A 14942-nucleotide genomic window follows, 5' to 3' on the forward strand; every position below is an offset into this window, starting at 1 on the left:
GATCGAATGGAACACATGTCACGCATGCAGGAAGCTACAATTTCCCGCGGAACATCGATCAAGAACATGATCCAGACGACCTCGTGAGAAATCCCGCCTGGATGTCGAGACCCGGCATGCGTCTGCCGGGTCCCTCTGCCGCTCCAACAGGAAGAGTATCAGTGTCCGTACGGCTTACATCTGCTCCTTCTGGGCGAAGCTGTCCTTGCGGGCCGGGCCGAGCACGGGTTCGGGCCCCATTGGCACGTTCTGCATCACGGAGAACTCGCCCTTGCCGTCGAGACTCGGTCCCGCTGTCCAACGGCCTGCCATGGGCGGGGTGCCGTCCGCGGCGGAGCCGAAGAACGCGTAGGAGTACTTCTGCGTCTCCTTCGACTGGTCCCAGCTGTTCGGCATAGGCAGGTGCGCCTGGGGGCCAAGCTCCTCGATCACCGCCAGCCACTGCTGCTGGTGCATCGTATCGCGCGCCACGTTGAAGGCCAGCATATCCTTCATGCCGGTGTCGTTGGTCGCCTCGTAGAGGCGGCAGGCCAGCACACGGCCCGTCGATTCCGCGGCGACGTTGCAGTACATGTCGGCGGCGAGGTTCCCGCTGGCGTAGATGTGATACGGTTTCCGTTGGACGAACTCGGCACGGCACGGATTGAACCGCCCCGGGTTTCCCGGAGGCTCCTGATCTTGCGAGACTGGAGCCATGACGAAGCGCACACCCCCGTTTTCTCCCGAGGTCCGCGAGCGCGCGGTCCGGATGGTGCAGGAGCATCAAGGCGAGCACAGCTCGCGGCACGCGGCCATTCGTTCGATCGCGTCCAAGATCGGCTGTTCGGGGGAAACCCTGCGCAATTGGATCAAGGAAGCAGAGAGCAGCAAAGCCGCGAGGCTTGGCCCTGCATCGGACGAGCGCGAGCGCATCAAGGCGCTGGAACGCGAAGTCCGCGAGCTGCGGCAGGCGAATGAGATCCTGCGCAAGGCGAGCGCGTATTTTGCCATGGCGGAGCTCGACCGCCGCTCACGGACATGAAAGCCTTCATCGACGAGCATCGGGATGCTCATGGGGTCGAGCCGATCTGCAAAGTGTTGCCGATCGCCCCGTCGACGTACCACGCGCACGCGGCCCGGCAGGCCGACCCCACCAAGCGATCGGCGCGGGCCAGGAGCGATGCGACGCTGATGGTCGAGATCCGCCGCGTGTTCGACGAGAACTTCGGCGTCTACGGGGTGCGGAAGATCTGGCGGCAACTCGACCGCGAGGGCATCCGCGTCGCCCGCTGCACGGTGGCGCGCCTGATGCGTGTCTTGGGGCTGCAAGGGGTTGTGAGGGGAAGAAAGGCCCGCACCACAGTGCCGGATCCCTCGGCGGCTTGCCCGCTCGACCGGGTGAACCGGCAGTTCAAGGCCCCTCGTCCCAACGCGCTGTGGGTGTCGGACTTCACCTATGTCGCGACCTGGTCCGGGTTCGTCTATGTGGCTTTTGTCATCGACGTGTTCGCCCGCCGCATTGTTGGCTGGCGAGCTTCGCGCTCCGCTCAGACCAGCTTCGTGCTGGACGCCCTGGAGCAGGCCCTACACCAGCGCCGACCTGTCGGCGCTCTCATTCATCACTCTGACCGTGGAGTACAATACGTCAGCATAAAATACACAGAACGACTTGCCGAAGCCGGCATCGAACCCTCTGTCGGCAGCATAGGAGACAGTTACGACAACGCCCTCGCTGAAACCATCAACGGCCTGTTCAAGGCCGAGGTGATCCATCGGCGGGGTCCATGGCGGTCGTTCGAGGCCGTCGAATATGCCACACTTGAGTGGGTCGACTGGTACAATCACCGCAGGCTGCTCGAGCCGATCGGCAACGTTCCGCCGGCCGAAGCCGAAGCAGCCTTCTACGCCGCGCTTGAGGCCCCCCCGATGGCGGCGTAAATTCCAAGCCAATCAGCCTCCGAGAAACCCGGGGCGGTTCACCCGTCCCAACCTCGCCGTGCCAGACGGGATCACGCTGGTCTACCTGCCGCCCTACAGTCCTGAACTGCAGCCCGCCGAGACGCTTTGGCGGCTGGTGGACGAGCCCATCGTCAACAAGCTCGTGCCCACGATAGATGACCTCGTGAACACGATCGGTGCGCGGTGCTGCGATCTCGCCGAGCGCCAAACCGAAATCAGCTCGCGCACCAACTTCGCTTGGTGGCCCAAAAATCATACCCCGAGCTGATCCAACGGAAATGGTATGAGACATGTTGAAGGGCACGCCATCGGCGTCCGCCGGATAGGCCGCGAGGCCCGTCGACAGGATATGACGGTGCAACATGCCCTCGATGACGCCCTTGGTGTCGCCGCCGCCCATGATGGAGCCGACGATGCCGTCTGCGGCCCCCGCCTCCTGCTCGGTGACGGGCGCCTTGTCGAGGTTGAGCGCCACCGCGGTCGCGAGCATCTCGATGTGGCCGATCTCCTCCGTCGCGGTGTGGAGCAGCATGTCTCGGTATTTGGTCGAGGGCCCGCGGGCGCCCCAGGCCTGGAAGAAGTATTGCATGCAGACGCGGATCTCGCCCTCCACGCCGCCGATGGCCTGCTGGAGCATGCGGGCGAAGAGGGGATCGGGCTTCTCGACCTTGACGGGCCACTGCAGTCGCTTGTCGAAATAATACATCGCTCATCTCCCGGAGCTGCATGACGAGGAGTGCACAGACGCACCCCTCGCTCTGACGTAGACTAATGACGTCCGAAGAAAGGTGCAGTTTCAGCTGTGATTACCAGGCGATGTGTTCAAGCTACGAGGCTGCCGTGAAACATTTGATGGTTCGAAGAGGCCGCAACCTCGCTTGCAAGCCGACAGACGCTCGTTCGGTCTGGGACGGCCATCGAAATCACGTCGAGGACTGCTCACGAGGCGGCGACGGTGATCCATGGCGACCGAGAGCCTTGTCGTCTGGACCGCAACGCTGACCGGAAGACGTCGCGGCGGCGTCGTGTGCAGCCTTGACGCAGGCCTGGACGGCATCTTTCAGGTTCGACGCGTAGACGTCGGCGGCCACGACCTTGCGGGTCCGCTCGTCCTCGACGGCGTCGCCGTCCATCGGCCAAAGCCCGACCAAAATCCTTGCGTTCGGCAGGCGCGTCCTCAGACGGCGCACGAGGTAGTGAAGGCCCGACGGGCTCCCTGAGATCTCGAGGTAGCTGACGCAGACCATAGCCACGCCTTGGACGTCGAGCCCGCCGATCTGCCTTCGCGACGCAGCCCCATAGGACGCCACGCGCGCCCCGAGTCCGTGCTTGCCGAGCAGTTGCGCCAGCATGCCGGCCGCAGCCTCGTCGAGCGGTCCCTTGCCTGCGACGCAGAGCACGGGCTCCGCGGATCGCCACCCCGTCGCCAACTCCCGCACGGCCGGAGCGTCGATCTTCGGGGCCTCGGGCGTCGGCACGTCCCGTTCCGCCCGCGACGCGACCTCGTCGGCCTCGGCCTCGTCTTTCGGGTGAGGGTCCCGGTCCTCATGGTCGGCGAGGTCGGCCGTCAGGTCCCTGACGTTCTCCTTGATGGCGTCGACCTTGTCGGGCCCGAGCGCGCCCCGCAGGGCGTCGTTGGCGGCGAGCTGCAGGCCTTTCATAGCGACCTCGTCGTAGTAGGCCGTCAAGGAGCGTCCCTGGAGCAGAAACTCGGCCTGTTGCAGCGCCTCGTCGGGGTCGTCGGCCAGCATGCGCTGATAGAAATTCTCCACGGGGGTCAGCGGCGGCCGATCCCCCAGCAGCAGCTCCAGGAACTCCAGCTGGTCGACGTGGCGTCCCAGCACGACGAGGCACAGGGTCAGCGGCGTCGACAGCAGGAGGCCGATGGGGCCCCACACCCAGGTCCAGAAGATCGCGGCGATGATCACCGCGGCGGGCGAGAGGCCCGTGGAGTGGCCGTAGACCAGGGGCTCGATCGCCTGACCAGTCACGGTCTCCGCGATCACGAACAGGCCGAGGGTCCACAGCGCCATAGACCAGCCGGGTTCCACCGCGGCCGCGAGCGCGGCGGGCAGGATGGCGGCGATGACCGGGCCGATGTAGGGCACGAAGCGAAGCACCGCCCCGGTCACGGCCCACAGGAGCGGCGACGGGACGCCGATGAGCCAGAGCGCGAGGCCGACAACCACGCCGAAGCAGGCGTTGATGGCTAGCTGGGCCACGTAGTAGGTGGCGAGACGGTGGCCCGCGTCGTCGAGCGCGAGGGTGGTGCGCTGGAGGTCGTTCGACCCGAACAGCCGGATCATGCGGTCGCGCAGGTCCTCGCGCTGCATCAGGACGAAGACCGTCACGATCAGGACGATGAGCAGCGTCGACAGCGGGTCCACGACGGGGGCCAGCACGGTGCGGGCCAGATCCAGGGCGGACATCGGCGCGGCCTCGATCCGGACGAGCCGGGCCTGGGGCGTCGCGTCGGCCGGAACTCCAGACTGAGCCGCCGTGGCCTCCTGAGCCGTGCGGCCCACCTGCTCGTCCAACCGCTGCCGCAGGCCGCGCAGGCGCCCCACCGTCATGTCGCGGACCGCGTGGACCTTGCGCGTGATGGTCGCCGTGTATTGCGGCACGTCCTCGGCGATGCCGGCCACCTGCGTGCCGATGACGGCGCCGAGCGCCCCGACCACGCCGAGGCCCACCAGCATGGCGACGAGCACGGCCGCGACGTGGGGCACGTGCCAACGCTTCAGCCGCGAGACCAGGGGGGCCAGTACGAAGGAGAGGATCACCGCCACGGTGATCGGGATCAGCACCTCGCGGGCGAGATACAGCGCGGCCACCACCACGACCGCGACCGCCAGGTATAGGAGGCCGCTCACGCCCGGCACCCCGGAGGGCGGCACCCTGGCCGGGGCGCGGGTCGGCTCGTCATGCTGCGTCATGGATGTATCCGCTTGAGGCCGGCCCGATGCGGTGGTTCCATCGCCCGAGGTGCCGGGACCAGGGCAGATCCGGCCGCTCATGTCGCCGCGCGAGGGTTCGCGCGGGTCGTCATCGTGCCTGTCCGCACGCGCCCGCCACGGACCCGCAACCGGACGGCGCGGACCGAAGTGGCATGACCCACCCCGACTCATACGGCATCTGCGTGATTGGACCGGTGCCGCTCGGTGGCGGACTGTTCCGAGGCAACCACGCGGACGTCATATCATGCCGTCGAAGGCGGGCCAGACACGCCTCCATACACCGAAGTTCCCAAGTCCTCACGCCGACCGGACCGCGATGCAGGAAAAATCGTCGTAGCTTCACGGAAGCAAAGTGCAGACCATGGGAGATCGCCTTCGATTTTCGTGAACCTAACATTTATCAGCCTGACACTTTCACTTTCGACATTGCGCGACGTCATGGACGTGGGCTCATCGACATTTACGAGGGAAGGACCCATCGCCATGTCGACATCCTACGCCGGAGACGGCTCCGAAGGCCTCGCCGCCACGATCGAGCAAAAGGCGACCTTCGTCGGGCGGGGCGTCTTCGTGATCACCGGCCAAGTATCTGGGGGCACCGGGGCCACGTCCGTCGAGGTCACCGCCAACGTGGACGGGGTCGAGACGGACCTCGGCGCGGCGGCGGTCGCCACCGATGGCACCTACAGCTTCGCCGATCGCGTGGGCCGTCATCACCAGGGCTTCGTCACGGCGACGGCCACCGATGCCGCGGGCGACACCTCGTCGGCGGTGGCGCCCTACAGCCTGCAGGCCGGCCTGCGGGGAGCTCAAGGCGTGGCGCGTCAGGACAGCTTCGTCGACGGCGAGCAGACGGCGACCGAGTTCTACCTCCGAGAGGGCGGCTCCAAGGTCGTGGCGCAGGCACCCGGACAGACCCTGACCTCGACCGAATTCGACATCTTCGGTGCCGGTCGGGCGGACAACACCACCTTCGTCTTCCAGCCCGGGTTCGGGCTGGACGTGGTGGCGGGCTTTGGCGCCCGGGGGGCGGGCCACGACACGCTCGACCTGCCCGCGTCCGACTTCACGTCCATCGCGGACGTATTGCGCAATACGGGCGACGTCGGCGGGAGCGCCTTCATCACCGACCCTGTGACGGGCGATGCGATCCGCCTCGCGGGCGTGACCACGAAGGAACTGGCCAGGAATGCCGGGCACGACATCAACCTCCATGGCTGATCCTCGTGCCATCGGCTCGATCTGCTACCGACTTGCGTCAGACGACGGGTGGCGGACCGGGCCGGTCCGGCCCGCAGACGTTCTGCCTGGCACGACATGGGCCGAGACGCGTCTGGCTCTGGCCGGCCTCGCCGAGCGGCCTTTACCCCTCATGACGGAGCGAGCACGATGAAGGCGTCCATGATCGGTGCGGCCTTGCTGGCCGTGCTGCTGTCGGCCACGGCGTCCCCGGCCAGCGCCATACCCTACGTGAGTTCCGGCGGTTACGGCGCGTCCCCCCACCGCCAACCGCACGGGTCACGCCACGCGCGTCATCGGCACGGCGGTTCGATCCTCGGTTCCGTCCTGGGCGCGGGACGCCACGGTTCCCGGGCGGGGCGCGCGAAGCAGCGATACCGCACGCACCTCGACCGATGCGACAACGTCCCCTCGCGTTGCTGACCTACCCGGTGCTGCCACGAGAGGCTCACGACGACGCCGTCAGCCAAACGCCACGGCCACCATCCCCGAATGGTCATCATGACGTCCTGCACTGGCGGTCCGGGCGGCTCGCCATGGCGGTCCTCATCTGCATGGTGCTGACGACGTCGGTAGCTGCCGCTCCCGCGACCGATGCCCCCGACAAGCAGGCGGCACCCGCCATCGCCACGAAGGCGGACGCGTCGGACGATGCCGACATCGCCGCCCGCATCCGTGACATCTTCGGGCAGATAGCGGCCCTGCACGACGTCCGGGTGCGCGTGTCCGCAGGCGTCGTGACGCTCGACGGCACCGTGCAGGCGGCGGACGACAAAGGACGGGCGGAGACCATCGCGTCCCGCGTGTCGGGGGTCGTCACGGTGCAGAACGACGTCACCCGCGACCTCGCGGTCGGCACCAAGGTCGCCCCGGCCATCGGCCAGTTCCGCGACGACCTGCGCGCCTTCGCCCGGGCGCTTCCCCTCGTGGGCGTGGCCATCGCGGTCGGGCTGCTGATCGCGGCCCTGGGATACGGGCTCGCCTCCGTCACGCGCCTGTGGCGGTGGGTGGCGCCCAACCTGTTCCTGGCCGAACTGCTCGCGACCTCGGTGCGCGTCGTGACGGTCATCCTCGGCTTCGTGGCTGCCTTCGAGGTGCTGGGCGCGACCGCGCTGCTCGGCGGCGTACTCGGCGGGGCCGGCGTGGTCGGCATCGCGCTCGGCTTCGCGGTGCGCGACACGGTGACCAACTACGTCGCCAGCATCATGCTCAGCCTCCGGCAGCCCTTCCGGGCTAACGACCACGTCGTCATCGAGGGCCACGAGGGGCGCGTCATGCGGCTGACGTCGCGCGCCACCGTGATGCTGACGCTCGACGGCAACCACGTGCAGATCCCGAACGCGACAGTCTTCAACGCCGTCATCCTGAACTACATCCGCAACCCGCAGCGGCGGTTCGAGTTCGACCTCGGCGTCGACGCGGCCGACGACCCCGTGGACGGCATGGACGTGGGGTTGTCGGCGGTGAACGGCCTTCCCTTCGTGCTCGACACGCCGAAGGCGACGGCGGTCATCCGCGAGGTGGGCGACTCCAACATTGTGCTCCGCTTCTACGGCTGGGTCGACCAGACCAGAACCGACTTCCTCAAGGGACGGAGCCTCGCCATCAAGGCGGCCAAGACGGCGCTCGAAGGCTCGGGGTTCGCCCTGCCGGAGCCCATCTATCGGCTGCGGTTCGACGAGGGCGCGGCGCTGCCGGTGCAGCGTTCGGCACCGGTCACCGAGCGACCGCCCCGGCGGACCGCGACGCGGTCCTCGCCCTCGCTCGCCGGTTCGGACACGGCGCCTGACGCACATGTCGAGAGGCTGGTGAACGCGGAGCGGGCTGCGTCGGGAGGCAAGGACGACCTCCTCGATCCCGGCCGAGCCGTCGAATAGCGCCGGGCGGTGGACGATGCTCCCAGGATGCATTTCAGAGGCCGGTTGGGATGCAGAAAGCGTCAAAGATTACTCCTGCTGACTCAAAAACGTCGAAGCCGTTCATCAATGTTTAAGGATTCTATGGATTGGACAGTGCAGTCTCAGCTCGACTTTCCGCATTTTTGGAGGCGCATCAGGTGCTGACCCAGAAGATGTCCTCGGCTGCGATGCAGGTGAGGGCGTCGTCGAGGGCGAGGATAGTGCTGCCGAAGGGGCCGGTCGAGGACCAGCGCTCCTTCCACAGGGACCAGTATAGAACTTCGAAGTGGCCGTCGGGTTTTGCCGGTCGCAGGCGGGCGACGGGTGTGCCCGACCGCGCATCGTAGAGCGTGTAGCCCCGGTTGCGCCGCTCGGCCACGAGAGAACCACGCGGGCTTCGAAACTGCGCGATGCGCATGATGACGTCGTCGTCCATGGCGGCGCAGGATATTCCGAGGGACTGGTCCCGTCACGGACCGTTTGCGCTCTGATGGGCTGGATGCAGGGCTTGCTGAACAACGGCGATGCGATTCTACGGCCGGGATGAGACCCCATCGCCAACGCCCCCCTTCCGACCTTTCCGCTGTGCCAGCGATCTTGTCGACATGGCTGACCGTACTGCGCCCGTGCTTCACTGCACCAGTCTGGACCCGAGTCCTCGTGCTGGTGGCCGGTGCGGTGTTGTCGCCCGGCGGACGAACCGTGACGCAAGCCCTGCGCGTGATGGGACTGGCCGGAAAACCCGGCTTCGGTCGATACCACGACGTCCTGAGCCGGGCGCGGTGGGATGCGCGCGACGTGGCGCGCAGGCTGCTCGGGCACCTCGTCGCCGTGCTGTCGCCGGACGGCGAGGTGATCATCGGCATCGACGACACCGTGGAGCGACGATGGGGGCCGAAGATCGCGGCGCGCGGCATCTATCGTGACCCCGTCCGTTCGTCCAAAGGCCATTTCGTCAAGACCAGCGGCCTGCGCTGGCTCGTGCTGGCCGTCATGCTCCCGGTCCCCTTCGCGGGCCGGCGCTGGGCGCTGCCCTTTCTCACCGTGCTGGCCCCCTCGGAGCGCTGGAGCCAGGCGCATCGCCAGCGCCACAAGACCCTGACCGACTGGGCGCGTCAGGCCATCCTGCAGAGCAGTCGCTGGCTGGGGAGCCGCCGCGTCACCGTGGTGGCCGACAGCAGCTTCGCCGCGCTCGACCTCATCGCCGCCGTGCGCCGCCACGTCACCCTGATCACGCGGTTGCGCCTCGACGCCAACCTGTTCGAACCCGCCCCCGCGCGCGTTCCAGGCCGGCGCGGCCGCCCCGCCCTGAAAGGAAAGCGAGTGCCCAAGCTCGATGCCGTGCTGCGCGACCCGGCCACCGTCTGGACAAAGGTGACGCTGACCGAATGGTACGGCGGCCAAACCTGCAGGCTCGAATACACCTCGGCCACGGCGCTCTGGTCCAAGGCCGGCCTGCCGCCCCAGCCGATCCGCTGGGTGCTGGTGCGCGATCCGTCCGGCACCCGTGACGCGCAGGCGTTCCTGTGCACCGACGCCGACCTCACCGCCGAGGCGATCCTCACGCGGTTCGTCATGCGCTGGCGCATCGAGACCACCTTCCAGGAGGTCCGCCGGCACCTCGGCGTCGAGACCCAGCGCCAATGGTCCGACAAGGCCATCCTGCGCACCACACCTGCCTTGCTCGCCTTGTACTCCCTCGTCACGCTCTGGGCACACGAGCTGCACACCCGGGCCGGACCGATCCGCCCACAGACCGCAGCTTGGTACGACAAACGCCTGCCAACCTTCAGCGACGCGCTCGCCGACGTCCGCCGCGCGTTATGGTGGCCGCAGATTTCATCAACGTCCCCGCCCAGCCGAGACCCCGTCAAAATTCACCCCGACCTCCTCGACCGGTGGATCGACACACTGTGCCGCGCTGCCTGAAATGCGTAAAGTCGAGCTCAGGGCATCGTCGTCCCACTTCGAGAACTGGCCGGCGATGGGGTTCTCTCCCGCTTCGCCGGAGACCGCGATGATGTCCGATGTGCCGAAGCAAGGCGCTGCCGTGATGACGGCCGAAACGACGGTCGCCCATGTGGACACGTTCATCTCGCGCATGGGCAAGGTTCGACTCGCGGAGGACAGGCTGACGTCCGCCCTGGAGGGTATGGCCATCGAAGGCGGCTCGCTCACTCCGACGAATGGAGACGGAACGGGTCCGTCCCGCGTGGCCACAGATCGATCGAAGAAGCGCCGGTGTCCAAACTCCAGCGGACGTAGGTTTTCCCAGGCGGCTCGCGAGGCGGCCGTCGCGGCGCGCAAGGCCAAGGCACTCCTTCAGATGGACCCCGCTGCTCCCAGGGTCTTCATTGTCCGGTATGGCGCTCCAACAACGCCCTTCACGTGGGAAATACGACGGTTCGGCGGTGTCGTCCTGGTTAAGGGCGACAGTGGCTACACGAGCCTGGAGATGGCGTGGGCCGCCGGCGAGGCGATGCTTGCAGAAGCGTCGCCGGCATGATGGCTGGGTTGGGCGCCACCGATGTGATCATCACCGGAACGGTGGTCTGCATCGTCATCCTGTTCTCAGGACTTTATCGTCTGCTCCTTTGGCCTTGGCTTCGATGAATGCGCCAGCCTGCCGGTCCAGAAAGACCGGGCAGGGCCGCCGCGGTCCTCGGCCCTGACATCCTTTCCGAAGCAGTTTTGCGAGGCGCGTGCCCTCTCCACAAATCGATCCACAGGCCTCGACCACATGCCAGCGCCGGATCTCCCGGCTCCGAACAGGACATCACCATGGCCCCCAGCCCGCACGACCTCGCCCTGTTCACGATGACCGCGGGAGCTGCCGTGGGCGCACTGCTGGCAGGGGACGCGGCGGACGAGGCCCTTCGCCGCGGCCCGCACCTGAGACTCCGCCGGGCAGGCCGCACCAAGTGGATGAGACAGCTTCCCACATGGGCGCGCCCCGTGGCGTTCCACCTCGGCAGCGTGGCGTTCCTGGCCACCATGGCCACGTCCGGCGCGCTGCTCATCGGGGCCTTGCCCTGAGGGCCGTGCGGCTCGGACGCCAGGACTCCCGATCTCAATAGTGCACCGTCGCGCGCAGGCCCAACACGGCCGCGTCATGCGTCGGCCGTCCCGTGACGGGGAGCCCGACGCCGTGGGCGCCGGGGTGGACGATGTACTGCGCGTCGGGCTGCAGCGTGACGCCCGGTGCCACCGCGATCTGGTAGGTGGCCTCGAACGTGGTCTGAAAGTCGCGGACCAGCGGCGCGGCGCCCGTGACGACGTCGCCCCGTGTCACATCGCGCGAGATGTGGCCGTAGGCGAAGTCGAGCCCGGCCGTGTCGTCGGGTCGGCCGGGCAGCAGCCCGTTGTAGGCGATCCCGCCATCGACGTAGACGTCGATGAGGTTGCGGTCGGCGGGGGCGTAGGTGGTGCGCAGGAACACCGCGGCGCCCTGGTTGGGGTTGGCGGCTTCACGATAGACCGTCTGGTCGATGATGCCGTAGACGCCATCGTCACCCCGGTAGGTCGCCCCTGGCTCGAACGGCCGGTTCGTGGCGTCGAAGCGGTCGAAGTGATGGAAGGCCCCGAGCTTGGCGACGCCGGGCAAACCACCCGGGTCGATCCCCTGGTTGTAGCTGTACTGGGCCTCGCCGATGACGAAGGGCGGGTCGCCCGTGCGGAAGGCGAAGCCGGAGGGGACCGTGAGGCGGGGCAGAAGGGTCCCGAGCACGCCGGGTCGGTAGGTGCCGTTCGGGTCGCCGTCGAAGCCGCCGACCAGCACGGTCAGGTGGTCCGTCACGGCAGCCTTCAGGCGGACGCCCGCGGCGCCGAGCGGGTAGACGGGGCCGCCGCTCGGCAGGTCGTTGCCGAAGCTCGCCGGCCAGCCATAGCTCGCACCGATGAACACCGCGGCCGTCTGGCTGATGACGAACTCCGTGTCGGCCGCGAGCTGCCCGCCCCGCAGCGTCACGCGACCCCCGAGCAGCGATTGTTCGAGCCAGGCCTCGTAGAGCTTGGCACCGGGCGTGGTCTCGATCCCCGTGACGCCGAACAGGTCGAGCGTGTTGCCCGCCGTGAGGCCGTCGCCGTGGACCTGGAACAGTTCCGCATGGCCCGTGAGGCCCTGCAGGCCCAGGATCTTCTGCAGGTCGGCGTTCAGGTTGACGTCGAGGCGGCCCTCGTATGTGGCGCCCTGGCGGTAGCCCCCGACGGGGTTGCCGAAGGCGTCGCCGATGTATGTCAGGTCGTAGGCGAAACCGCGGACGGCCAGGAAGGCCCGGTAGCCGCCCGGGTCGCCATAGGGACCTAGCAGGGTCTGGAGCGAAGGCGTGGCGGCGGTGACGTTCTCGTCGGTCTTGCCGGTCGTGGCGGGTGCCGCCACGGTGTTGATGCCGGGCGGCGTGGCAGGTTGTCCCAGTGCCAGGGACGCGTCAGCCATCGTCGTGATCAGGAGGATGACGGTCGGGATGGTGAGCCGCCTCGCCATGGTCACCTTCTTTCGGACACCTGAGGCCTGCGGGCCCGGCCTCGACCGGGTCCGGACGTCCGGTCTGGGCCGGGAGGACGCCGGTCTGGGCCGCACCTTGCAGCTACGAAGCCTGCATGCGGTCTCTACGGGTGAGCGTCCTACCCGGCTCGCCCTCCCCATCCACCGTCATCATGACCCTGTAGACGACACATCCGAGTCCGTCCCTCACGACGCAGGCCACGATGGTCCTCCCGAGGGAGGGTACACCGTAGAAGAGGTCGAACAAGTGCTTCTTCGCCTCGTGTCGTGCCGCGTCGTCATCGCTCAGTTCGAGCCCCCGCCCATCTCGGCAAATGCGATCGCCCCTATCGGTGTCGAAGAAATATTGCGGCAAGCCAGTACCCTCGGGAGAAAATCTGCGGGCAGCGATACATGGCGCTCGCCATCACCTCTATAAAGTTTGTGGCATGCATCGATGTCGCGCGGGTGCCGCCAGGGTGATGCTCGGCGACGTGGCAGGTTGCACCATTGCAATGGACGCGTCAGCCATCGTCATGATCGGGAGAATGGCACTCGGGAGTGTGAGCCGCTACGCCATGATCCGCCGCCCACCTTCCGACCACCTGATGCCCCGACGGCACGGCCCGGACCGGGTCGGGACGCCCGCTCGGGGCTGGGAGAATGCCGACCGAAGCCGCCCACCCGTCGCGGATCACGCCTCAGAATGCGGATTCCGATCGAAGCCGGCCACTGATTCCGAGATGAAGCCGGCCGCCATTCCGATTTGATGCCGGCCACCGTTCCGAGATGAAGCCGGCCACCCTGATCCGGCAATAGCGTCCCCGCAGGTCAGCAACCGCGGCACCCTGCCTCGCCCCCCCACGCGAGGAGATCGGGATGCCGGCCAGGAGAGAGCTGACGATGCGACAGATTCGACACATGCTCCGGCTCGCCCGCGACGGGGTGAGCGCCCGCGAGATCGGCCGAACGCTCGGCATCGCGCGGTCCACCGTCCAGGACAACCTCGCCCGTGCGTCAGCGGCGGGCTTGGCTTGGCCGATCGATGAAGAGATCACCGACGCCGTCCTCGAACAGCGGCTGTTCGACCGCGTCGGCGTGAAGCAGGGCGTCAGACGACGCGTCGAGCCAGACTGGCCGTCGATGGTGCGCGAGATGCGCAGGCCCGGCGTCAACCTGATGGTTCTCTGGGAAGAGTATCGTGTATCTGAGCCCGGCGGCTACGGTTACTCGCGCTTCTGTGATCTTTACAGGGAGTTCGAACGCCGTGTCACGCCGGTGATGCGCCAACACCATGCCGCCGGCGACAAGGTGTTCGTCGACTATTCCGGCAAGCGCGTGCCCATCGTCGATCCCGCCACCGGCGTGGTGAGACAGGCCGAGATCTTCGTGGCGGTGCTGGGCGCCTCCAACCTCACCTACGCCGAGGCGACGTGGACCCAGGCGCTGCCGGACTGGATCGGCGCCCACGTGCGCCTGTTCGACTTTCTGGGCGGCGTGCCGCGCCTGGTGGTGCCCGACAACCTCAAGAGCGGGATCAACAAGGCGTCCTTCTACGATCCGGAGATCAATCGCTCCTACGGCACCATGGCCGAGCACTACGGCATCGGCGTGCTGCCGGCCCGGCCGAGGAAGCCGCGCGACAAGGCCAAGGTGGAGAACGGCGTCCGCTTCGCCCAGAGCTACATCCTGGGACGCCTGCGGGCCCAGACGTTCTTCTCGCTGGCCGAGTGCAACGCCGCCATCGCGGCCATGGTGGAGCGCATCAACGCCCACCCCATGCGCCGCCTCGGCACCACGCGCCGGGCGCTGTTCGAGGCCGTGGAGCGGGCCGCCCTGCTACCCCTGCCGTCGGCACCCTACGTCTTTGCCGAGTGGCGGCTGGCACGGGTCAACCTCGACTACCACGTCGAGGCTGCCGGCTTCCTGTACTCGGTGCCCCATGCGCTGATCCGCGAGCAGGTGGACGTGCGCCTGACGGAGCGCACCGTGGAGGTGTTCCACCGCGGCCAGCGCGTCGCCGCCCACGACCGGCGTTATGGCGGCGCCCGGCACGGCACCGACGTCGAGCACATGCCGAGCGCTCACCGGCGCTACGCGGAATGGACGCCGGCCCGCTTCGAGCGCTGGGGCCGGGAGATCGGCCCCGAAACCGAGGGCCTCGTCATCGCCATCCTGCGCGGGCGTCCCCATCCCGAGCAGGGCTTCCGCACCTGCCTGGGCGTGCTGCGCCTGTTTCGCGGCCTCGCCCCAGCTCGGGCCGAGGCCATCTCCGCCCGGGCCACGGCCATCGGTGCGCTCACCTACAAGAGCATCGCCTCCATCATTGCCAACAACCTCGACCGAAAGTCTCGAATAACAGAAACGACGAAGATCATCGATCATCCGAACCTGCGCGGCGCAGGCTACTTCCACTGATAGGAGACT

12 protein-coding genes, 2 pseudogenes and 1 other annotated feature are annotated in these 14942 nt (G+C 67.6%); of the genes and pseudogenes, 8 read left to right on the forward strand and 6 right to left on the reverse strand.

Features of this window, described 5'->3' with window-relative positions; genetic code table 11:
* Positions 1-174: 174 nt before the first annotated feature.
* Positions 175-606 (reverse strand): annotated as a pseudogene (locus L7N97_RS23735) (manganese catalase family protein); the annotation flags it as partial.
* Between the two features lie 88 nt (positions 607-694).
* On the opposite strand from L7N97_RS23735, the gene L7N97_RS23740 reads away from it, so the two are divergent.
* Together L7N97_RS23740 and L7N97_RS29925 are read left to right on the forward strand one after the other, a co-directional pair.
* A protein-coding gene (locus tag L7N97_RS23740) for an IS3 family transposase (RefSeq protein WP_237479301.1) occupies positions 695-1917 on the forward strand; the annotation gives its coding sequence in 2 pieces (ribosomal slippage) (positions 695-983 and positions 983-1917; 1224 coding nt in all).
* Positions 976-1092: a sequence feature (AL1L pseudoknot), on the forward strand. It overlaps the preceding gene by 117 nt.
* A 58-nt stretch (positions 1918-1975) precedes the next feature.
* A complete protein-coding gene (locus L7N97_RS29925; RefSeq protein WP_428981024.1) occupies positions 1976-2206 on the forward strand; it encodes a transposase in 231 nt (76 codons plus the stop codon).
* On the opposite strand, the pseudogene L7N97_RS23750 reads toward L7N97_RS29925, so the two are convergent.
* Together L7N97_RS23750 and L7N97_RS23755 are read right to left on the reverse strand one after the other, a co-directional pair.
* A pseudogene (locus tag L7N97_RS23750) lies at positions 2204-2644 on the reverse strand (manganese catalase family protein); the annotation flags it as partial. The gene L7N97_RS29925 and the pseudogene L7N97_RS23750 overlap by 3 nt on opposite strands.
* Before the next feature lie 217 nt (positions 2645-2861).
* Positions 2862-4874 (reverse strand): AI-2E family transporter, encoded by a 2013-nt coding sequence (locus L7N97_RS23755; protein WP_237480708.1) that lies wholly within the window; start codon positions 4872-4874, stop codon positions 2862-2864.
* A gap of 504 nt (positions 4875-5378) precedes the next feature.
* On the opposite strand from L7N97_RS23755, the gene L7N97_RS23760 reads away from it, so the two are divergent.
* A complete protein-coding gene (locus tag L7N97_RS23760; RefSeq protein ID WP_237480709.1) occupies positions 5379-6116 on the forward strand; it encodes a hypothetical protein in 738 nt (245 codons plus the stop codon).
* A 554-nt stretch (positions 6117-6670) separates the two neighbouring features.
* The gene (locus tag L7N97_RS23765) at positions 6671-8011 is read left to right on the forward strand and encodes a mechanosensitive ion channel family protein (RefSeq protein WP_237480710.1); all 1341 of its coding nucleotides are present in this window, start codon (positions 6671-6673) and stop codon (positions 8009-8011) included.
* Positions 8012-8186: 175 nt separating this feature from the next.
* On the opposite strand, the gene L7N97_RS23770 is transcribed toward L7N97_RS23765, so the two are convergent.
* On the reverse strand, positions 8187-8468 hold the full coding sequence (locus tag L7N97_RS23770; protein ID WP_237478198.1) for a hypothetical protein: 282 nt from the start codon (positions 8466-8468) through the stop codon (positions 8187-8189).
* Positions 8469-8575: 107 nt separating this feature from the next.
* Here L7N97_RS23770 and L7N97_RS23775 point away from each other — a divergent pair, with 107 nt between their 5' ends.
* From L7N97_RS23775 to L7N97_RS23785, 3 genes are all read left to right on the forward strand, one after another.
* Complete coding sequence (locus tag L7N97_RS23775) at positions 8576-9961, forward strand: IS701 family transposase (protein ID WP_237478510.1); 1386 nt, start codon at positions 8576-8578, stop codon at positions 9959-9961.
* 1 nt (position 9962) lies between these two features.
* The gene (locus tag L7N97_RS23780) at positions 9963-10538 is read left to right on the forward strand and encodes a hypothetical protein (protein ID WP_237480711.1); all 576 of its coding nucleotides are present in this window, start codon (positions 9963-9965) and stop codon (positions 10536-10538) included.
* 275 nt (positions 10539-10813) lie between these two features.
* Entirely contained in the window at positions 10814-11068 is a 255-nt protein-coding gene (locus L7N97_RS23785) for a hypothetical protein (RefSeq protein ID WP_237480712.1), read from the forward strand.
* A gap of 34 nt (positions 11069-11102) precedes the next feature.
* On the opposite strand, the gene L7N97_RS23790 is transcribed toward L7N97_RS23785, so the two are convergent.
* Together L7N97_RS23790 and L7N97_RS30615 are read right to left on the reverse strand one after the other, a co-directional pair.
* Positions 11103-12515, reverse strand: coding sequence for a carbohydrate porin (locus L7N97_RS23790; protein WP_237480713.1), 1413 nt, complete (start codon positions 12513-12515; stop codon positions 11103-11105).
* A 103-nt stretch (positions 12516-12618) separates the two neighbouring features.
* Complete coding sequence (locus L7N97_RS30615) at positions 12619-12891, reverse strand: DUF6894 family protein (RefSeq protein WP_428981025.1); 273 nt, start codon at positions 12889-12891, stop codon at positions 12619-12621.
* Positions 12892-13418: 527 nt separating this feature from the next.
* On the opposite strand from L7N97_RS30615, the gene istA reads away from it, so the two are divergent.
* Positions 13419-14933: an IS21 family transposase gene (istA, locus tag L7N97_RS23795; protein ID WP_237480714.1), complete on the forward strand. Its 1515-nt coding sequence runs from the start codon at positions 13419-13421 to the stop codon at positions 14931-14933.
* Positions 14934-14942 lie beyond the last annotated feature (9 nt).

Source organism: Lichenibacterium dinghuense (genome assembly GCF_021730615.1).
GTDB lineage: Bacteria > Pseudomonadota > Alphaproteobacteria > Rhizobiales > Beijerinckiaceae > Lichenihabitans > Lichenihabitans dinghuensis.

Bases quoted from the DNA above. Each gene is read 5' to 3' on its own strand.
- L7N97_RS23770 (WP_237478198.1), bottom strand. From the start codon at position 8,468: ATGGACGACGACGTCATCATGCGCATCGCGCAGTTTCGAAGCCCGCGT.
- L7N97_RS23765 (WP_237480710.1), top strand. From the start codon at position 6,671: ATGGCGGTCCTCATCTGCATGGTGCTGACGACGTCGGTAGCTGCCGCT.
- L7N97_RS23790 (WP_237480713.1), bottom strand. From the start codon at position 12,515: ATGGCGAGGCGGCTCACCATCCCGACCGTCATCCTCCTGATCACGACG.
- L7N97_RS23780 (WP_237480711.1), top strand. From the start codon at position 9,963: ATGCGTAAAGTCGAGCTCAGGGCATCGTCGTCCCACTTCGAGAACTGG.
- istA (WP_237480714.1), top strand. From the start codon at position 13,419: ATGCGACAGATTCGACACATGCTCCGGCTCGCCCGCGACGGGGTGAGC.
- L7N97_RS23775 (WP_237478510.1), top strand. From the start codon at position 8,576: ATGAGACCCCATCGCCAACGCCCCCCTTCCGACCTTTCCGCTGTGCCA.
- L7N97_RS23755 (WP_237480708.1), bottom strand. From the start codon at position 4,874: ATGACGCAGCATGACGAGCCGACCCGCGCCCCGGCCAGGGTGCCGCCC.
- L7N97_RS23760 (WP_237480709.1), top strand. From the start codon at position 5,379: ATGTCGACATCCTACGCCGGAGACGGCTCCGAAGGCCTCGCCGCCACG.
- L7N97_RS23785 (WP_237480712.1), top strand. From the start codon at position 10,814: ATGGCCCCCAGCCCGCACGACCTCGCCCTGTTCACGATGACCGCGGGA.